Origin of the sequence: Aeromonas sp. 97A (assembly GCF_051919185.1) — a bacterium.
Taxonomy (GTDB): domain Bacteria; phylum Pseudomonadota; class Gammaproteobacteria; order Enterobacterales; family Aeromonadaceae; genus Aeromonas; species Aeromonas veronii.
This window is the reverse complement of sequence record NZ_JBQBFF010000001.1, coordinates 2,984,427-3,004,005: the sequence shown is the minus strand read 5'-3', so window position 1 is coordinate 3,004,005 and position 19,579 is coordinate 2,984,427. Positions and strand designations below refer to the sequence as shown.

At 55.8% G+C, this 19,579-nt stretch carries 20 protein-coding genes; 18 read left to right on the top strand and 2 right to left on the bottom strand.

Annotation, left to right across the window (positions count from 1 at the left end; genetic code table 11):
- The first annotated feature begins 7 nt into the window (after positions 1-7).
- The 6 genes from lgt to ACTG27_RS13455 all read left to right on the top strand — a co-directional run bounded on the left by lgt (position 8) and on the right by ACTG27_RS13455 (position 4,717).
- Entirely contained in the window at positions 8-832 is an 825-nt protein-coding gene (gene lgt / locus ACTG27_RS13480) for a prolipoprotein diacylglyceryl transferase (protein WP_439979803.1), read from the top strand.
- Positions 832-1,626: a thymidylate synthase gene (thyA, locus tag ACTG27_RS13475; RefSeq protein WP_005340427.1), complete on the top strand. Its 795-nt coding sequence runs from the start codon at positions 832-834 to the stop codon at positions 1,624-1,626. The genes lgt and thyA overlap by 1 nt, the downstream gene beginning before the upstream one ends.
- Before the next feature lie 223 nt (positions 1,627-1,849).
- Positions 1,850-3,040: a Na+/H+ antiporter NhaA gene (gene nhaA, locus ACTG27_RS13470; protein ID WP_439979802.1), complete on the top strand. Its 1,191-nt coding sequence runs from the start codon at positions 1,850-1,852 to the stop codon at positions 3,038-3,040.
- The gene (locus ACTG27_RS13465; protein ID WP_019445581.1) at positions 3,037-3,444 is read left to right on the top strand and encodes a hypothetical protein; all 408 of its coding nucleotides are present in this window, start codon (positions 3,037-3,039) and stop codon (positions 3,442-3,444) included. Before nhaA ends, ACTG27_RS13465 begins: the two co-directional genes overlap by 4 nt.
- Complete coding sequence (nhaR, locus tag ACTG27_RS13460; protein ID WP_005340434.1) at positions 3,431-4,363, top strand: transcriptional activator NhaR; 933 nt, start codon at positions 3,431-3,433, stop codon at positions 4,361-4,363. Before ACTG27_RS13465 ends, nhaR begins: the two co-directional genes overlap by 14 nt.
- A 51-nt stretch (positions 4,364-4,414) precedes the next feature.
- A complete protein-coding gene (locus ACTG27_RS13455) occupies positions 4,415-4,717 on the top strand; it encodes an ArsR/SmtB family transcription factor (RefSeq protein ID WP_013724128.1) in 303 nt (100 codons plus the stop codon).
- A gap of 49 nt (positions 4,718-4,766) precedes the next feature.
- On the opposite strand, the gene rpsT is transcribed toward ACTG27_RS13455, so the two are convergent.
- Entirely contained in the window at positions 4,767-5,030 is a 264-nt protein-coding gene (gene rpsT / locus ACTG27_RS13450) for a 30S ribosomal protein S20 (RefSeq protein ID WP_005308808.1), read from the bottom strand.
- A 191-nt stretch (positions 5,031-5,221) separates the two neighbouring features.
- Here rpsT and murJ point away from each other — a divergent pair, with 191 nt between their 5' ends.
- The 12 genes from murJ (at position 5,222) to tapY2 (ending at position 19,052) form a co-directional block, all read left to right on the top strand.
- Entirely contained in the window at positions 5,222-6,784 is a 1,563-nt protein-coding gene (murJ, locus tag ACTG27_RS13445) for a murein biosynthesis integral membrane protein MurJ (RefSeq protein ID WP_439979801.1), read from the top strand.
- A gap of 155 nt (positions 6,785-6,939) precedes the next feature.
- Positions 6,940-7,914 (top strand): bifunctional riboflavin kinase/FAD synthetase, encoded by a 975-nt coding sequence (ribF, locus tag ACTG27_RS13440; RefSeq protein ID WP_439980522.1) that lies wholly within the window; start codon positions 6,940-6,942, stop codon positions 7,912-7,914.
- Entirely contained in the window at positions 7,914-10,775 is a 2,862-nt protein-coding gene (gene ileS, locus ACTG27_RS13435) for an isoleucine--tRNA ligase (RefSeq protein ID WP_439979800.1), read from the top strand. The genes ribF and ileS overlap by 1 nt, the downstream gene beginning before the upstream one ends.
- On the top strand, positions 10,775-11,272 hold the full coding sequence (gene lspA / locus ACTG27_RS13430) for a signal peptidase II (RefSeq protein WP_005340447.1): 498 nt from the start codon (positions 10,775-10,777) through the stop codon (positions 11,270-11,272). Before ileS ends, lspA begins: the two co-directional genes overlap by 1 nt.
- Positions 11,269-11,721 (top strand): FKBP-type peptidyl-prolyl cis-trans isomerase, encoded by a 453-nt coding sequence (fkpB, locus tag ACTG27_RS13425; protein WP_042059691.1) that lies wholly within the window; start codon positions 11,269-11,271, stop codon positions 11,719-11,721. Before lspA ends, fkpB begins: the two co-directional genes overlap by 4 nt.
- Positions 11,721-12,656 carry a 4-hydroxy-3-methylbut-2-enyl diphosphate reductase gene (ispH, locus tag ACTG27_RS13420; protein ID WP_058057986.1) on the top strand — a complete coding sequence of 312 codons (936 nt, stop codon included), beginning with the start codon at positions 11,721-11,723 and terminating at the stop codon, positions 12,654-12,656. Before fkpB ends, ispH begins: the two co-directional genes overlap by 1 nt.
- A gap of 110 nt (positions 12,657-12,766) precedes the next feature.
- Complete coding sequence (locus ACTG27_RS13415) at positions 12,767-13,171, top strand: type IV pilin protein (protein WP_021230967.1); 405 nt, start codon at positions 12,767-12,769, stop codon at positions 13,169-13,171.
- A 2-nt stretch (positions 13,172-13,173) separates the two neighbouring features.
- A complete protein-coding gene (gene pilV, locus ACTG27_RS13410; protein ID WP_005340453.1) occupies positions 13,174-13,740 on the top strand; it encodes a type IV pilus modification protein PilV in 567 nt (188 codons plus the stop codon).
- The gene (gene tppC / locus ACTG27_RS13405; RefSeq protein ID WP_107683790.1) at positions 13,737-14,720 is read left to right on the top strand and encodes a type IVa pilus pseudopilin TppC; all 984 of its coding nucleotides are present in this window, start codon (positions 13,737-13,739) and stop codon (positions 14,718-14,720) included. The genes pilV and tppC overlap by 4 nt, the downstream gene beginning before the upstream one ends.
- A complete protein-coding gene (gene tppD, locus ACTG27_RS13400) occupies positions 14,720-15,157 on the top strand; it encodes a type IVa pilus pseudopilin TppD (RefSeq protein WP_041202403.1) in 438 nt (145 codons plus the stop codon). The genes tppC and tppD overlap by 1 nt, the downstream gene beginning before the upstream one ends.
- A gap of 11 nt (positions 15,158-15,168) precedes the next feature.
- Positions 15,169-18,780 (top strand): pilus assembly protein, encoded by a 3,612-nt coding sequence (locus ACTG27_RS13395; protein ID WP_439979799.1) that lies wholly within the window; start codon positions 15,169-15,171, stop codon positions 18,778-18,780.
- Positions 18,777-19,052: a type IVa secretion system protein TapY2 gene (tapY2, locus tag ACTG27_RS13390; RefSeq protein WP_069529597.1), complete on the top strand. Its 276-nt coding sequence runs from the start codon at positions 18,777-18,779 to the stop codon at positions 19,050-19,052. Before ACTG27_RS13395 ends, tapY2 begins: the two co-directional genes overlap by 4 nt.
- 3 nt (positions 19,053-19,055) lie before the next feature.
- On the opposite strand, the gene ACTG27_RS13385 is transcribed toward tapY2, so the two are convergent.
- Positions 19,056-19,553 carry a GspH/FimT family pseudopilin gene (locus ACTG27_RS13385; RefSeq protein WP_041202404.1) on the bottom strand — a complete coding sequence of 166 codons (498 nt, stop codon included), beginning with the start codon at positions 19,551-19,553 and terminating at the stop codon, positions 19,056-19,058.
- Between the last annotated feature and the right edge of the window lie 26 nt (positions 19,554-19,579).

Genomic DNA, 19,579 nt, shown 5'->3' with positions numbered 1-19,579 from the left:
GCCGCATATGCAGCACGATGGATATTGGGTTTTCTCGCAGATTGATCCCGTAGCATTCAGTTTGGGACCACTATCGGTACGCTGGTATGGTCTCATGTACCTGTTCGGTTTCGCGTTTGCCATGTGGCTTGCCGGCCGTCGCGCCGATACACCGAACAGCGGCTGGACCCGCAACGAGGTGTCGGATCTGCTGTTTTACGGTTTCCTCGGGGTGATCCTCGGTGGCCGTGTCGGTTACGTGCTGTTCTACAACTTCGATCTCTTCCTCGCGGATCCCACCTATCTGTTCAAGATCTGGACCGGCGGTATGTCGTTCCACGGTGGGTTGATCGGGGTGATCACCGCGATGATCTGGTTTGCCCACAAGACCAAGCGCCACTTCTTCACCGTGGCCGACTTTGTGGCACCGCTCATTCCGTTTGGTCTCGGCGTTGGCCGGATCGGCAACTTCCTCAACGGCGAGCTGTGGGGCCGGGTCACCGATGTGCCCTGGGCCATCATCTTCCCGGAGGCTGGCCCCGAGCCTCGTCACCCTTCCCAGCTTTACCAGTTCGCGCTGGAAGGGGTGGTGTTGTTCATCATCCTCAACCTGTTCTGGCGCAAGAATCCGCCGCGCGGCGCCATCTCCGGCATGTTCCTGCTGTTCTACGGCCTGTTCCGCTTCCTGGTGGAGTTTGTGCGCCAGCCGGATAGCCAGCTCGGTCTCTACTTCCAGGAGATCAGCATGGGCCAGATCCTCTCCACCCCGATGATTATCGCCGGTGCCCTGATGATCTGGGCCGCCTACAAGCGTCCGCAGTTGTTCGGTAATGCCGTGAAGGAGGTGAAATAATGCGAGCTTATCTCGACCTGATGCAGAAAATCCTCGATGAGGGCACCGTCAAGTCAGACCGTACCGGCACCGGTACTGTCTCCCTGTTCGGCCATCAGATGCGCTTCAATCTGGCGGAAGGTTTCCCGCTGGTCACCACCAAGAAATGCCACCTGCGCTCCATCATTCACGAGCTGCTCTGGTTCCTCAATGGCGATACCAATACCGCCTATCTGAAGGAAAACGGCGTCAGCATCTGGGATGAGTGGGCCGACGAGAATGGTGATCTGGGGCCGGTTTACGGCGCTCAGTGGCGCTCCTGGCCTGCGGCTGACGGGTCTGTCATCGACCAGATCCAGAAGGCGGTGGATGACATCAAGCACAACCCTGATTCGCGCCGCATCATCGTATCCGCCTGGAACGTGGGTGAACTGGACAAGATGGCGCTGGCCCCTTGCCACGCCTTCTTCCAGTTCTATGTGGCGGACGGCAAGCTCTCCTGCCAGCTCTACCAGCGCAGTTGTGATGTATTCCTCGGCCTGCCGTTCAACATCGCCAGCTACGCCCTGCTGACCCACATGATGGCCCAGCAGTGCAATCTGGAAGTGGGTGACTTCGTCTGGACTGGTGGTGATGTGCATCTCTACTCCAATCACATGGAGCAGACTGCGCTGCAGCTATCCCGCGAGCCGCGCCCGCTGCCGACCCTGGTGATCAAGCGCAAACCTGACTCCATCTTCGACTACAAGTTCGAGGATTTCGAGATCGAGGGTTATGACCCCCATCCCGGCATCAAGGCGCCCGTCGCCATCTGATAGCAAGGCGCCTCAGGGCGCCTTTTTTATGCAGTTAAATAATTGAAAATTCATTTTATTGATTAATAAGACGGTAGCCAGAGACGAGGAAAAACCTGCTTATAGCAGGTATGTTCTATTTTGCCTTCGGTTTTTTCGTTGTATTGAGCAGCAAGAAACGATTTTCCATTGGTTGTTGCAAGGGATAGACTCAAACCAAAGCAATACGGTGGAAAATTTAACCATGAGTGACGTAATCAAAAAGTTCCTGAAGCTGGAGGCCGCCTCCGGAATTATTCTGATCATGGCTGCCATGCTGGCAATGATTTTAGCCAATACCGCGCTGGCTGGCGGGTATCAGGCGTTTCTCGACACGCCGGTGCAGGTGCGCATCGCGGCTCTCGACATCAACAAGCCGCTGCTGCTCTGGATCAACGATGGCTTTATGGCGATCTTCTTCCTGCTGGTTGGTCTGGAAGTGAAGCGTGAAATGCTGGAGGGGGCGCTCTCGACCCGGGTTCAGGCGACCTTCCCGGCTATTGCCGCGGTTGGCGGCATGCTGGCTCCAGCCTTGATCTACGCCTTTTTCAACTATTCGGACGAAGTGGCGCGCGCTGGCTGGGCAATTCCGGCTGCGACCGACATCGCCTTTGCCCTCGGGGTGATGGCGCTGCTCGGCAAGCGGGTGCCGGTGAGCCTCAAGGTATTCCTGTTGGCGCTGGCCATCATGGATGACCTGGGTGTCATCATCATCATCGCGCTTTTCTATACCCAGCAGCTGTCGCTTGAGGCGCTGGCCATCGGTATTCTGGCAACCCTCACTTTGCTTTGGATGAATCGCCGTGGTGAGGACAGGATCAGCCTTTACATGCTGGTTGGTCTGGTGCTCTGGGTTGCGGTGCTCAAGTCTGGTGTCCATGCGACGTTGGCCGGTGTGGTGGTGGGCTTTATGGTTCCGCTTAACGGCAAGCGTTACGCCTCGCCGCTCAAGTATCTGGAGCATCAACTGCACCCCTGGAGTGCCTATCTGATCCTACCTCTGTTTGCCTTTGCCAACGCAGGGGTATCGCTGGAAGGGATTGGTCTCTCCTCCCTGCTGAGTCCGGTACCCATGGGGATCATGCTGGGGCTGTTTGTCGGCAAGCCGCTCGGGGTGTTCACCATCAGCTGGCTGTCGGTCAAGCTGGGCATCGCCCAGTTGCCGCCCGGGGTCAACTTCAAGCAGATTTTTGCGGTCAGCATCCTCTGTGGCATCGGGTTCACCATGTCGATGTTTATCGCGTCTCTCGCCTTCGAGCACGGTGGGCTGGATTACGGCAGCTACTCTCGCCTCGGGATCCTGGTGGGCTCCACCATGGCGGCGGTAGTCGGCTATCTGGCCTTGCGCATGGCCCTTCCCAAGGGAGAAGGGGAACAGAGTACGGAGGGACTATGAAGCTGCATACAGGGTTGTTGATGCTGTTGTTGAGCCCCGCGGCCTGGGCCGGCGGGCTGGAGGATTGCAAGCAGGACGCCGCTTCGGCGAACTGCTCTGCCTATCTGAACGGAGTGGTAGACAGTGCCCTGCTGCTGGGGGACAAGCAGGCCAAGGCGCGCTTTGGCGAGACCTTCTCCGAGCGGGCGCTAAGCAGCCGGGCTGGCGAGATGGTCAAGCGCTCCAACAAGCGTTATTGCGCTGACCGGATGCCGGACAAGGCACGCCTCAAGGCCAGTCTGATGGAGCAGTTTGGCGCGAACAAGGTTGACTCGGTTAGCGACATGTATGACATTCTGGCGGTTGAACTCAGCTGCTACCGGAGTCCGCGTCAAGCGGGAACCCCATCGGATGTCACACCTTAACTACAACCATCTCTACTATTTCTGGATGACTCAGAAGAAGGGCTCCGTTACCCAGGCAGCAGAAGCCCTTTTTTTGACCCCGCAAACCGTCACCGGTCAGATCAAGCTGCTGGAGCAGCGCCTCGGGGGCAAGCTGCTCAAACGCAAGGGGCGCTCTCTTGAGGCAACCGAGCTGGGCCAGCTGGTGTTTCGCTATGCCGACAAGATGTTCAGCCTCTCCTACGAGATGCTCGATATCGTCAACTACCGCAAGGAGAGCCAGATCCTGTTCGACGTCGGCATCGCCGATGCCCTCTCCAAGCGCCTTGCCAGCCGCGTGCTTCTCTCTGTCATCCCCAATGATGGTTCCATCCATCTGCGCTGTTTCGAATCGACCCACGAACTGCTGCTGGAGCAGCTGAGCGAACACAAGCTCGATATGATCCTCTCCGACTGTCCAGTGGACTCCAGCCAGCATGCGGGGCTGCTCTCCAAACGACTGGGCGGCTGTGGTGTCAGCTTCTTCTGCAAGGCGCCGCTGCCTGAAAAGCCCTTTCCCGCTTGTTTGGAGGAGCGCAAGCTGCTGATCCCCGGTCGCCGTACCGCCATGGGGCGCCAGCTGACCCAGTGGTTCGAGCAGCAGGGGGTTTCTCCCAGCATTCTTGGCGAGTTTGATGATGCCGCCTTGATGAAGGCGTTTGGCTTCTTCAATCAGGGCATCTTCATGGCTCCCACCATCTATCGGGAGGAGATCCTTGAGGGGGAGGGGGTGATGCTGATCGGGGAAACTCAGGATCTGATGGAGGAGTATTACGTCATCTTCGCCGAGCGGATGATCCAGCATCCGGCGGTGAAGCGGGTCTGTGAGAGCGATTTTACCTTTCTCTTTTCCGGCCAGGAGAACTTCTCCGCCATCCAGCCGGCCACCCTGTCGTTTTAAAACGACCCGTCACCACGTATCATCGGCGATCAGTGGCAGAGGAGAGATGTGATGCAACTTGAAGAGATGGAAGCCAATGCGAGTAAAGCGGTGGCCTTGCTCAAGGCGCTGGCCAACGAACGGCGACTGTTTATTCTGTGCCAGTTGCTGGAGCGCGAACTGTCGGTGGGGGAGCTCAACGAGCGATTGGGATTGAGTCAGTCGGCCTTGTCACAGCATCTTGCGCTGTTGCGGCGGGATGAGCTGGTGACGACGCGCAAAGAGGCCCAGACGGTCTACTATTCGCTGCGCAGCCATGAGGTGCGTGAAATGATCAGTTTGCTGCATCGACTTTATTGCAGCGCAGATAAATAAAAAACCGGCACTAAGGCCGGTTTTTTCAGCTTTGATCAGCAGACGCTGATTAAGCCATAGCTTTGATCTGGGCAGACAGGCGGCTCTTGTGACGAGCAGCTTTGTTCTTGTGGATCAGGCCTTTGGTCGCCATACGATCCATGATCGGCTGAGCAACAGCGAAAGCGGCAGTCGCAGCAGCTTTGTCGCCAGAGGCGATAGCAGCAATGACTTTCTTCAGGTAGGTACGGGTCATGGAACGACGGCTGGCGTTGTGCTGACGGCGTTTTTCTGACTGAAGAGCGCGCTTCTTAGCAGATTTGATGTTAGCCAAGGTAAAACTCCTAAAACTGTCTTAGCGAGTGTATTGAAAAGGCCCGGAAATATGCCCTTCCAACCACATATTGTCAAATGATTTGTGCAAATAAACACCGCCTCCCGGTGGTGTGTCAGTAGGGAGACGGTTAAACTGTCGGCCGATTCTAGCAGCATTCTTTTCATTCTGACAGTTCCAGAGGCCTCGTCTTGAGTAAGAAATTGATCAAATCCGGCATGATAGTGTCCGGAATGACGCTGGCATCCCGCGTAATGGGCTTGGTTCGCGATGTAGTCATCGCAAATCTGCTCGGTGCCGGGGTGGCCGCCGACGTCTTCTTTTTTGCCAATCGCATTCCCAACTTTCTGCGTCGCCTGTTCGCCGAAGGTGCCTTCAACCAGGCCTTTGTTCCCGTGATGACGGAGTACAAGAAAAATGGCGACGAGGGGGAAGTGCGTGAATTGCTGGCGGCGGTTGCGGGCACGCTGGGGGGGATAGTAACTGTGGTCACCCTGCTCGGTGTGCTGGGGTCGGGTGTGCTGACCGCGCTGTTTGGCTGGGGCTGGTTCTGGGACTGGCTGCACGGCGGCCCTGCGGCCGAGAAGTTCGAGCTCGCCAGTCTGATGCTCAAAATCACCTTCCCTTACCTATGGTTCATCACCTTTACCGCCATGGCGGGGGCTATCCTCAACACCTTCGGTCGCTTTGCGGTCTCGTCGTTCACGCCGGTGTTTCTCAACATCACCATGATTGCGGCGGCCTGGTGGATTGCACCGCTGATGGACAAACCTGAGATCTCGCTGGCGATTGGTGTCTTTTTGGGTGGTTTGGTGCAGTTTCTGTTCCAGTACCCCTTTTTGCGCCAAATCAACATGCTGGTATGGCCCAAGTGGGGATGGAATCACCCGGGGGTGGTGAAGATCCGCACCCTGATGCTCCCGGCCCTGTTCGGGGTCTCGGTCAGCCAGATCAACCTGCTGGTCAACACCATGCTGGCTTCCTTCCTGGCGACTGGTGCCATCAGCTATCTCTACTACTCGGATCGCCTGCTGGAGTTCCCCCTCGGGCTGTTTGCGGTAGCCATCAGTACCGTGATCCTGCCTGCGCTGGCGAAAAAGCATGTGGATGCCGATCCGGCCGACTTCTCCCGCACCATGGATTGGGGGGTGCGGATGGTGATGCTGCTCGGCCTGCCCGCCATGATAGGCATTGCGGTCATGCGCGAGCCCATTTTGCGAGTGCTGTTCATGCGCGGCGAATTTGGCCTGCATGAAGTGGCCATGTCGAGCGCCAGCCTGCTGGCCTCCACTACCGGTCTGCTCTCCCTGATGCTGATCAAGGTGCTGGCGCCCGGTTACTACGCCCGTCAGGACACCAAAACGCCGGTGCGGATCGGGGTGATGTCGATGATTGCCAACATGGTTTGCAACCTCATCTTCATCTACCCGCTCGGTTACGTGGGGTTGGCGCTCTCGACCGCCTGCTCGGGTACCCTGAATGCGGCTTTGCTGTTCAAAGGGTTGTACCAGCAGAGTGTCTATCGTCCCTCCCGCCATACCGGCGTGTTCTGCCTCAAGTTGCTGGTCGCCAGCGTGCTGATGGGGGGCGTGCTCGCCTATCTGTCGCCGGATCTGACCCAGTGGGGCGCATGGAGCATGGGCAAGGCCAGTTTGCAGCTGACCATGCTGCTATCGCTGGGGGCTGCGGTCTATGCCGTGGTGTTGCTGCTGCTGGGCATTCGGCCGCGTCACCTTAAATCGGGGCAGCAGTAGCCGTGATCCTGCGGCGCCATGGGGATAGTGCCTCATGACGCCGCAGATGGGCGGGATTGGGCCCGGATAGTTGAAATCAGGCTATGAGGGCTGACCCTGCTTGCTGCCTGATATATAATCCGCCGATTTCCATGGCAGCAACGCACAAGGCACTGATGGAGCTTATTCGCGGCATTCACAATCTCAAGCCCCGTCACCGGGGATGTGTATTAACCATTGGCAACTTTGATGGGGTTCATCAGGGTCACCATGCGGTATTGGCACGTCTCAAGGAGAAAGCGGCCCAGCTGGGATTGCCCGCCTGCGTCATGCTGTTTGAGCCGCAGCCGCTGGAACTGTTTGCCGGCACGGCAGCGCCCGCCCGGCTGAGCCGGTTGCGGGAAAAGTACGAAGCGCTGCAGGGGCTGCATATCGACCGCATGCTCTGCGTGCGCTTCAGTCACCGCTTTGCCGAGCAGGCGGCCTCGACCTTCATCGAGCTGTTGCTGGTCGAGAAGCTCGGGGTGCGCTATCTGGTGGTCGGCGACGATTTTCGCTTCGGCAAGGGGCGGGAAGGGGACTTCCACCTGCTGGAGGAGGCGGGTCATCGCTACGGCTTTGAGGTGATCAGTACCCAGAGCTTCCAGCTCGAACGGCAGCGGGTCAGCAGCACACTCGTACGCGAGTCCTTGAAAGCGGGCAGGATGGCGGAGGTGGAGCTGATGCTTGGCCGTCCCTACACCATCAGCGGCCGGGTGGCCCACGGCGACAAGCTGGGGCGCACCATAGGTTTTCCCACCGCCAATCTGGCCCTCAAGCGCCAGGTGATCCCGGTCGGTGGCGTGTTTGCGGTGGAAGTGATATGTTCCGGCAAGACCTTCCCCGGTGTAGCCAATGTGGGTGTACGGCCGACCTTGAGCGGTACACAAGCCAGATTGGAAGTACATCTATTTGATTTTTCTGGTGATCTATATGGTCAGCAGGTCAAGGTGCTGCTTCGCCACAAGCTGCGCGAAGAGCAGAAGTTTGCCTCTTTCACTGCCTTGAAAGAGCAGATCGAACGAGATGCCCTGGCGGCCCGAGCCTGGTTCGGGCTGCCACAATTCAATTTACCCAGCACTCTTTTAGAAAAGAAGGGAACCCAGGACTGATGAGCGACTATAAACACACCCTGAATCTTCCGGAAACCGAGTTTCCGATGCGTGGCGATCTGGCCAAGCGCGAACCCAACATGCTGAAACGTTGGTACGATCAGGATCTCTACGGCGCTATTCGCCGCGCCAAAGCGGGCAAGCCTTCTTTCATTCTGCATGATGGCCCCCCCTATGCGAACGGCAACATTCACATCGGTCACTCGGTCAACAAGATCCTCAAAGACATCATCATCAAGTCCAAGGGCCTCTCCGGTTTCGATTCCCCCTATGTGCCGGGTTGGGATTGCCACGGTCTGCCTATCGAACTGAAAGTAGAAGGCATGGTCGGCAAGCCGGGCGAGAAGGTTTCCGCTGCCGAATTCCGCGCCGAGTGCCGCAAATACGCCAAGACCCAGATCGAAGCGCAGAAGACCGACTTCATCCGTCTGGGTGTGCTGGGTGACTGGGAACACCCCTACCTGACCATGGATTTTGGCACCGAAGCCAACATCATCCGCTCCATGGCCAAGATCGTTGAAAACGGTCACCTGCACAAAGGTTCCAAGCCGGTGCACTGGTGTACCGATTGCGGCTCCGCGCTGGCTGAAGCCGAAGTGGAGTACTACGACAAGAACTCTCCCTCCATCGATGTGCGCTTCAAGGCCGTTGATGAGGCGACCGTTGCCGCCAAGTTTGACTGCGCCGAAGGCCACACCGGCAAGGGCCCGATCTCTGCGGTGATCTGGACCACCACTCCGTGGACCCTGCCAGCCAACCGCGCCATCGCCATGCACGCCGACCTGGATTACGCACTGGTGCAGGTTGAAGGTGAGCATCCCGAGCGTCTGATCCTGGCCGCCGAGCTGGTCAAGGATGTGATGGATCGCGCCGGTATCGAGAAGTTCCACAATCTGGGTTACGCCAAGGGCGCCGCGCTCGAGCTGCTGCGCTTCAACCACCCCTTCTACAGCTTCGACGTGCCGGTGGTACTTGGTGACCACGTCACCCTGGATGCCGGTACCGGCGCTGTACACACCGCCCCTGGCCACGGTCAGGAAGACTTCGTGGTCGGTCAGAAGTACGGTCTGGAAGTGGCCAACCCGGTTGGCAGCAACGGTGTTTACCTGCCGGATACCGAACTGTTTGCCGGCCAGCATGTGTTCAAGGCCAATGCCTCCGTGATCGAAGTGCTGACCGAGCGCGGCGCCCTGCTGCACCACAAGGTGTTCAACCACTCCTATCCGCACTGCTGGCGTCACAAGACCCCGATCATCTTCCGTGCCACCCCGCAGTGGTTCATCAGCATGGAGCAGAAGGGTCTGCGCAAGCGCGCGCTGGAAGAGATCGAGCGCATCGAGAAGGACGGTATTGCCCAGCAAGGCCAGAGCGGCTGGGTGCCGGCCTGGGGGAAAAACCGCATTCAGGCGATGGTCGAGAACCGTCCTGACTGGTGTATCTCCCGTCAGCGTACTTGGGGTGTGCCCATCTCCCTGTTCGTCCACAAAGAGACCCAGGAACTGCACCCGGAATCCGTGAGCCTGATGCACGAAGTAGCCAAGCGGGTCGAGCAGTCCGGCATTCAGGCATGGTGGGATCTGGACAAGGCCGAGCTGCTGGGTGCCGATGCCGACATGTACGACAAGGTGCCTGACACTCTGGACGTCTGGTTTGACTCCGGTTCTACCCATGCTTCCGTGGTCGATGCCCGTCCCGAGTTCAACGGCAAGCCAGCCGACATGTATCTGGAAGGCTCTGACCAGCACCGTGGCTGGTTCATGTCCTCCCTGATGATCGGTGTGGCCATGAAAGACAAGGCTCCCTATAACCAGGTGCTGACTCACGGCTTCACCGTGGATGGTCAGGGTCGAAAGATGTCCAAGTCCATCGGCAACGTGGTGAGCCCGCAGGACGTAATGAACAAGCTGGGTGCCGACATCCTGCGTCTGTGGGTAGCGAGCACTGACTACACCGGCGAGATGACTGTCTCCGACGAGATCCTCAAGCGTTCTGCCGATGCTTATCGTCGTATTCGCAACACTGCCCGCTTCCTGCTGGCCAACCTGAACGGCTTCAATCCGGCGACCGACATGGTGGCGCCTGCCGACATGGTGGTGGTGGATCGCTGGGCTGTGGGTCGTGCCAAAGCGGTACAGGCCGAGATCATGGCGGCATTCGACGAGTACAACTTCCACGGTGTAACCCAGAAGCTGATGCAGTTCTGCTCCATCGAGATGGGCTCCTTCTATCTGGATGTCATCAAGGACCGCCAGTACACCGCCAAGGCCGACAGCTTGGCCCGTCGCTCCTGCCAGACTGCCCTCTATCACATCGCCGAAGCCATGGTGCGCTGGATGGCGCCGATCATGAGCTTCACCGCTGATGAAATCTGGGCCCTGCTGCCGGGCGAGCGCGGTGAGTTCGTCTTCACCGAGGAGTGGTACGATGGCCTGTTCGGGCTGGAAGCGGGCGAAGTGCTGAACGACGAGTTCTGGGCCGAGATCCTCACCGTGCGTGGTGAAGTGAACAAGGCGCTGGAAGTGGCCCGTGGCGAGAAGCGTATCGGCGGTTCCCTGCAGGCCGAACTGACCCTGTTCGCCAAGCCGGAGCTGGCTGCACGCCTGAATGCCCTGGCCGATGAGCTGCGCTTCGTGCTGCTCACCTCCAAAGCCAAGGTGGTGGTGGCTGACACTGCGCCGGAAGGCTCTGTGGCGACCGAGCGTGATGACCTGTGGCTGAGCGTGGCCCAGTCTGCCGCCGCCAAGTGCGACCGCTGCTGGCACCATGTGGAAGATGTGGGCACCATCGCGGGTCACGAAGAGATCTGTGGTCGCTGTGTGACCAACGTTGAGGGTGACGGCGAAACGCGTCAATTTGCCTGATGAACATGACTCAACATAAAAGCGGCCTGCGTTGGCTGTGGCTGGCAGTGCTGGCCTTTGTACTGGACCAGGCGAGCAAGCTCGCCGTGGTCAAGTTGCTGCCATTTGGTTACCCGGGGGTGGAGATCACCCCCTTCTTCAATCTGGTTCACGTCTACAACAAGGGCGCCGCATTCAGCTTCCTGGCTGATCAGGGGGGCTGGCAGCGCTGGTTCTTCGCGGTGCTGGCTTTTGCCATCTGTGGATTGCTGATCCACTGGCTGCGCAAGCAGTCGGTGACCCAGCGTTGGAGCGGTATCGCCTATTCACTCATCATCGGCGGCGCCCTTGGCAACGTCTTTGATCGACTGGTGTTGGGCCATGTGGTCGATTTCCTCGACTTCTACTGGCAGCGTGCGCACTGGCCGGCATTCAATCTGGCCGACAGCTTTATCTTTATCGGGGCCGCCATGATCGTGCTGGACGGTTTCCGTGGTGAGAAAAAGGAGCAGGCATGAGCCAGCAGATCACCGCTAACAGCAGCGTGCTGTTCCACTTCTCCATCAAGCTGGAAGATGGCTCGGTTGCCGACAGCACGGCGCTGCACGGCAAACCAGCCCGCCTGCGGATGGGCGATGGCAGCCTGACCCCCACCTTCGAGCAGTGTCTGCTGGGCCTGTGCGAAGGGGAGAGCAAGAGTTTTACTCTGGCGCCGGAAGAGGCCTTTGGTCTCTCCAATCCCGACAACATCTACCATCTCGACCGTGCCAAATTTGGCGCCGATGTGGAGCCAAAAGTCGGCACCATCATCCTGTTCGATCAGCCCAATGGCAGCGAGCTGCCGGGCATTATCCGGGCGGTAGCCGGGATGTCGGTCACGGTCGATTTCAACCACCCGCTGGCCGGTCATACCGTGACCTTCGAGGTGGAGATCCTGGGCGTTGATGATGAGGAGAAGGTGCATTAATGGATATTCTGCTCGCTAACCCTCGCGGTTTTTGCGCCGGTGTAGATCGCGCCATCAGCATTGTCGAGAGCGCGCTGGAGAAGTTCGGTGCCCCCATCTATGTCCGCCACGAAGTGGTGCATAACCGCTATGTGGTGAACAAGCTGAAAGAGGCGGGCGCTGTCTTCGTCGAGGAGCTGGACGAGGTGCCGGACGACAGCATCGTCATCTTTTCTGCTCACGGCGTGGCCAAGACAGTGCGCGAGATGGCCAAGTCCCGCGCCCTCAAGGTATTCGATGCCACCTGCCCGCTGGTGACCAAGGTGCACATGGAGGTTCATCGCGCCAGCCGCAAGGGCTCAGAAGCCGTGCTTATCGGTCATGCCGGCCACCCCGAGGTGATCGGCACCATGGGTCAGTACGAGAACCGTGAGGGTGGCATGTATCTGGTGGAGACGCCTGAAGATGTGGCCAAGCTCAAGGTGAAGAATCCGGATGACCTCTGCTTCGTCACCCAGACCACCCTGAGCGTGGACGAGACCTCTGATGTTATCGATGCGCTGCGCAAGCACTTCCCCAAGATCCAGGGGCCGCGCAAGGATGATATCTGCTACGCCACCCAGAACCGTCAGGATGCGGTGCGGGAGATGGCGGGGCTGGTGGACGCCATGCTGGTGGTGGGGTCTCGAAACTCCTCCAACTCCAACCGTCTGCGCGAGCTGGCCGAGAAGGTGGGCGCCAGAGCCTATCTTATCGACGATGCGTCGATGATCGAGGCGAGCTGGCTGGAAGGGGTGAAGGCGATCGGCGTCACTGCAGGTGCATCCGCCCCCGAGGTGCTGGTGCAAAACGTGATTGCCCGCCTGCGGGAGCTGGGTGGCAAGGTGGTCGCCGAGCATCCTGGCCGTGAAGAGAACGTAGTCTTTGAGGTTCCTCCCGAACTTAGAATAATTTGAGTGCAGCCAGGAAGGCTTAAGAATAAAGTGTGTTGATAATGACGCCGGGTTTGTTCAAGAGACAGGCTCGGCGTTAAACTTATGAAGCAGTCTGTCACCAAGGATGGGATATGATTGGATACTTTCGTGGTTTTTCTCTTATTGAGTTGATGATTGTCATCGCCATCGTGGCGATTCTTGGCACCATCGCTTATCCCGCCTATCAGCAATATGTGCTGACCAGTCATCGTGTCGAAGCCAAGAGCATGCTGCTCAATGCGGCCAATCGGCAAGAAACCTATTTTATGGATTTCAATCAGTATGCATCCTCTGCTGCTGCTCTTGGTATCAGTAGTGCATCTGAGAATGGTCTGTATCAATTATCCATTGCCGTATCAGGCAACACCTACACCTTGTCAGCCAGTGCTGGCTCGACGACAGCCCAAGCCAAAGATACCGATTGCACGGTGTTTTCCATTAATCAGTTGGGTGTCAAAAGTGCCTCTGGTGCAGCTAGCAATAGCTGTTGGGAATAGCCATGGCCATTCATGTCTCATCACATGAGAGAGGATTCAGCCTGCTGGAGGTGATGATAGCTGCAGTTGTGTTGTCATTTGGTTTGCTGGGACTGGTTGCTATGCAGGCTCAGTCGAAGTTTTCCGGATATGAAGCCCGACAACGAACAATTGCCAGCTGGTTGGCTAACGATATGGTCGAGAGGCTCAGAGTCAACCGTGGAGCCTGGGAGTCGCAAGCTAACAATACCTGGATTGTCAGCGCCGGAACTTCATCATTGCCATCCTGTGCTAATGAAAATGGCACTATGAGCAGCTGTAGCGATGCTCAGTTACGGGATCTCGATCTTTATTATTGGCGACAGTCATTAATGGGAAGTGCTGCTTCGGGGGCCGGCGCAACATTACAAAATCCCACCGGCTGTATTATCAAGGGAGCCAGTAATGCATTGACGGTCTCAATTTTTTGGGCTGGACGTGAATCATCTCATGATGGGGCAAATGGCGTTGCGTCAACGATTACGACGGCATGTGGAATTGCAGGTGTTGATTTAACGAGGCGTCAGTTTGTTCTGATGACGACGCTATGAAACATCATGGGTTTACGCTGGTTGAATGGCTCATCGCAATGGTGATTGGTGTTTTTCTGCTCGGTGGGGTGATGAGTATTTTTGTGGCCTCACGCGCTACCACCAATGAGTCCTTCGATCAGAGTGAGCTGCTCGAAAATGGTCGAATTGCCATGCGTCTCATCACTCAGGATTTACGCTGGGCCGGGTTTTGGGGGGATTTCACGGGGGGGGCTCTGATTGCGGGTGATGAGCTCACTTTGTCTGCTGATGCTGCCGTGACAAATGACTGTCTGGATGAGAGAAATGAAGGGAGTCTACCCTCCAACCTTTTTCCAGTACGCCCGCTGTGGGTTACTCATATCAGTGCTGCAGGCACCATGAGTGGTTTTGCCTGTATCTCATCCTCTACTCGCGTTGCCGGCTCGGATGTTATCAGTATCAAGCGCCTGATTGGCAATCCGGTGACAGGAGGACTGGATGCCAATCGTTTCTATATGGCCACCAATACTCAACAGGCTCATTTATTCAGAGGTAATGAGGCTGCGCCTTCCGAGGCTGCCATGCCGATGCGTCAGATTTGGGAGTACCAGCATCATGTCTATTACCTCTCGCCTAATGGTCGTGGGGGTTTTGAACTGCGCAAGCGTATCCTCACTGCTGATGGCGGTTCTTGGTTGATATCTGGGGCTTTGGTTGATGGTATTGAACGCATGGTGCTGTTGTTTGGGGTCGATACAAGCAATGTGCCAGATGGGCGTGTAGACAAGTTCTCCTCCATAGATGCAGTCACCTCGCAAGAGTGGGGCGAGGGGCGGGTCATCGCAGTCCGTGTTTTTTTGCTTGTGCGCTCGCTGCAGGCATCCAGTCGCTATACCAACAACAATGTCTATCAACTGGGAGATATCAGCGTGGCTGGCAATGGGGATGGGTTTCGACGCTTGTTGCTGGAAAGTACTGTGGTACTGCGTAATCCCATGGTGATGGCGGGAGGTGGGTAGTGAAGCATTCACGTGGCGTGGCATTGATCGTGGCGCTGGTGATTCTGGCCCCTTTGACTTTGATTGCCGTGGTGTTGATGCAATCTGGGGGCATGGATTTACGTGCTAGTGGAGCGGCGGCAGCGTTACAGCAAGTCGAACACAGAGTAGAGGGCATCATAGGTGGCGCCATGCAGCAAGCAGGGCTTGCTACCCAGATTGCTCAGATGCCTTCTGTTTCGACGGCAACGTCAACAGTGAGTGGCTCTATGGGTAACGCCACCATGCAATATAGAAGTGAAACAGTGTGCAAGCGCCGATTTGACGCGACCAGCAAGAACGTCATACCAGCCTGCCGTTATGTAGAGCTAGAGGCAAGCCAAACGTACGGAAAACAGGGGCGTCCTATGACGTGGACGGTTGGAGTCGAACAGCCATTGTTAAAGACGGCTGAATAGGAGCGACAGCGATGTTACATCATGGAAAACTGTGGCTGATGGCCCTGTGTGCACTTAGTGTGCCAGCTGTCGCCAGCGATGCTTACTCGGATGATACCGAACTGTTCATCTATGACTTCTCGAAAGCGGGAGATTATCGGCCCAAGGTGCTGATTATCTTCGACAACTCTGGCAGTATGGCCGAAACCATGGAGCTGGAGCGGGAAAAGTATAATCCTGCCACTGTCTACCCAGCGCTGAACCGAGATCCTGATACCAGTAACTCGCTTAATTATATCTATTATTCGACCGATGGTTCTGTGCCCGCCATCAATAGTTCTCGGCGTTTTCGCGACAGCATCAATGCTTGCGCCTCATCAAAGACCCCCCTAAGCACGGTCGGTTATTTTCAGTCCCAAGTCTGGACGTATGTCTATTCAAGTTATCGCAATGGATTACCTCGTCAGGGGGATTGGGAGACCATCTCTGGCAAGTACGAAGATGACATCACCATTGTCGACTGCAAGCAGGATATTCAGAACCGCAATCCTGCCAATCCTTTCAACGGAACGCTGGTGGTGGGGGCGGTCGGCGATGGTTATCCGGTCGACAAAACCAGCAACACTCGCGGCGAGTGGTATTACACAGCTAATGCGAATAATGCCACATCGGGTAGCAATACCAGTGTAACTCTCTACACTGCCAACTATATCCGCTGGTATTACGGGCCGACGGGTTATGCCGTTGAATCGCGCTTACGTATCGCCAAGGATGCAGTCAAGTCGGTGATCTCCTCCACTCCTGGGGTTGATTTCGGCTTGGCCATCTTCAATACCAACAATAGTACCAGCACCAATGGTGGCAGAGTGGTGCGTCGCATCCTCAGTAACGACGATATTGTCGGCACCATTACTGCCGAACAGGACTTGCTCAATACTGTGGAAGACCTGTCGGCTACGACCAATACGCCATTATGTGAAACCCTCTATGAAGCCTACCGTTTCTACGGAGGGCAATCCGTGCTCTATGGCAAGCAAGGTGGTACGCGGGACAAGCTTGCTGAAGATCCGGAAGGTACTTACACCTCGCCTTATGACAAATGTTCAAATAATGGCTATGTCATCTATGTCACTGATGGTGCTCCGACCAGCGATACGGCTGCTGATAGTGCAGTAAAAGCGTTGACGGATTCGCTAAGCCCAGATGAACGGGCTGCCTACGGCTCAACAGTGGGATATGGTTCCGGCACTTCCAAGAGCTATCTGGCAGCGATGGCTGGCTACATGAAGAACAAGGATGTAAATACTTCATCGCCCGGCAAGCAGACTGTTACCACGTTTACCGTGGGGTTTGGTGATGACGCGATCTCTGGGGCGGGCAATCTGCTGGCAGAAACGGCGAGACGTGGAGGCGGTCAATATTACCCTGCGGTCAGTGCTGAAGCGCTCACTCAGGCGTTGCGATCTTCCCTGTTAGCCATTTTGCGGATAAACACCTCTCTGGTGTCGCCAGCTATTACCACTAACAACTTTGACCGGACTCGCAGCCTCAATAATATCTATTACGCCATGTTCGAGCCTGATACAGGGCCGCGCTGGAAGGGTAACCTGAAGAAGCTAGTTTTGTCTGGTGATGGGTATGTGGCAGATGTTAACGGTTTGCCCGCCATCAAGGTAGATGGTTCCATTCTGGATCAGGCTCAGACCTATTGGTCATCGGAACGGGATGGCAATCTGGTTGCCAAGGGCGGCGTGCAGGCCATGCTGGCAGAGAAGACCAATCGCAATCTTTATGTGATCAATACGGTTGCATCGCCCAAGCGATTGGATGCCTTTAACAAAGCCAATTTGGTGTCGATCGCAGGCTCAGCCGACAATTTGGCCAGCTACATGCGGTTAGCCAGTGCCACCGAGCTTGACGGACAGATCGACTGGACAAAAGGTGTCGATGTGGACGATGAAGATTATGATGCCAGTACCACCATTCGGCCATACATAGTGGGAGACCCCCTGCACTCTCGTCCATTGGTGGTCAATTATGGTTGCTCCATTGCTTCAGGCCAGAGCACCTGTACCCCTGACTTGCGGATCCTGATGGGAACCAATGCTGGTTTCCTGCATATGTTCAAAGATCTAGGTAGTACGGTTGATGAAAGCTGGGCCATGATCCCCTATGAGTTGTTGCCCAGGCAAGAAGCTCTACGTCTCAATGCCGAGTCTGGCGATCATATCTACGGTGTTGATGCTTCACCGGTTGCGTTGATCAAGGATGCCAATAGGAATGGTGTTATCAAGGCATCAGAGGGAGACTTTGTCTGGCTGCTTTTCGGTTTACGAGGGGGTGGTAGTAGCTACTATGCACTCGATATTACCAATCCAGATGCCCCCAGCTTGAAATGGACGATCAATAGTCAGACTGCGGGCTTCTCATTACTGGGGGAAACCTGGTCAGTACCGGAGGTGGCTTATATTCCTTGGGATGCTCCTCCGAGCAACAAGCGATTGGTGATGGTTTTTTCCGGTGGTTACGATGCCAATAAGAGTAAAGTCGGGATAGGTAGCTCTGACAGCAAGGGTATGGGCGTCTACATGGTCGATGCCGATAGTGGTGCTCTTGTGTTCAGCGCAACACCTGGAGCTGGCTCCAGTACCAACAAGCAGGTGACTGCGATGGTTGATAGCATGCCGGGGTCAGTTTCCACTCTAGACAGTGATGGTGATGGGAAAACTGACCGAATTTATGCTGGTGATACAGGCGGCAATATCTGGCGCCTGGATATGCCTTCAACCAGTACTAGCTCCTGGAGTATTTTCAAGTTTGCCAGTCTTGGGTCTGATGATGTACAGGCTAATGACCGCCGATTTTTCACTCAGCCTGTATTGGTACGTACTATAAACAAGCAAGTGACCAAGACGGTAATTAGTGGCGAAGATTATTTCTCGTTCAAAGATAGGCCATTCGATGCAGTGCTGGTTGGTTCTGGTGATCGAAACCGCCCATCGTCCGAGTCTACCGTGCAAAACGCCTATTTTATGTTGCGTGACTACGGGGTAGTTACCAAGAGTTATAACACTGCTGCTCCGGCCCCTATCACGATGACGGACTTGTATGACGTCTCGGTTGATCCTCTGGCTGGTGTCACGGACACCAATGACCTGCTTAGTTTGAGAGCTGCCATTACCAGTAAATTGGGTTGGAAATATTGGCTAGCCGAGTCAGGAGAGAAGTCGATGGGGTCTGGGGTTGTGCTGCAAGGCAAGCTCTATTTCACCTCTTTTTTGCCGCAGGTTCAGTCATTCGAGGAGTGTACGATTCAGTCGATAGGCGCCATGCGGCAGTATATGGTCGACATGCATTACGGTACCTCTTTCAAATATGTGGTGGATCAGGATGGTAATGAAATCCCGGAACGCTATGTGGAAGTCAATAACAAGGTGGCCGATGATCTAGTGATCCATGCTGGTGATGATTCAAAGATCCGGATTATTGGTGGTGCCCCGGGTGAAGAGGTGATTCTCAAAGACGAAGGAGAAGGGGTTCCTGAGCGCTGTACCGGCGAGGGGGAGTGTTCGGAAGGGGCGGAGGAGGCTGAAATGGATATGACGCCCAAGAAAATATACCTGTATGAGGATGAGTCACAATGAAAATGATCCTCTGGCTGATGGCGTTGTTAAATGCAGTCAATGTCTATGCTGTCGTGGATAGAAAATGCTATGTCGAGTTGGCAAATGATACCTATGTCGTTATTCAGGGAACGATAAAGGATAGCCAGAGTGCTGAAATCGTCTTTCAAAAGAAAGGGTTTGAACTGAATGGGCAACTTCTGATGGTGAAGAGAGTTATCGAGTGTCAGCCAACCGAACAGCCATTCAATCTTGAGGCTGCGCAACGGCAAGAGAAACTGCAGCCAAGATAGTGGTCAAGGGCAAATGCTGGTGGTTTCGGATTTACTGCTGCGACCTGATGCTGCGATTACAACATCAACTCTGGGTTCTTCGCTGATGCAGACTCTTACGGTCATATTGGTACCTAGGCTGGTTCCATCAGCGGCAAACAAGACTCGGGGTCTGGTTGAACTGATGGTGGCATCAGGAGTAAAAGCTGGTGTGCGCGCGAGTTCTACTTCCCCTTCGTCCAGCTCGGCATTACCGTCATCATCGATGAAAACCAATAATTGAACCGGATCCTGTTCAACACACTCGTTATCGTTGTTTATTAGGCATGCGGTGACAGTTTGCTGGTCACTGATAGCTTGGGTGCGGGCAAAGCGCAGGAGCTTAATCAACCGCTCGCTTTCATAGTTAGCCGTGCTGTCTTTAAGCAGAGAGCCCAAAGAAGGAATACCAATCCCCAACAGAATGACGCCCAGTGCAATGGCTATCATCAACTCCATCAGGGTAAATCCGGCGTTTTTCATATCTGCGAAGGCCTGTCGTTCCGTGA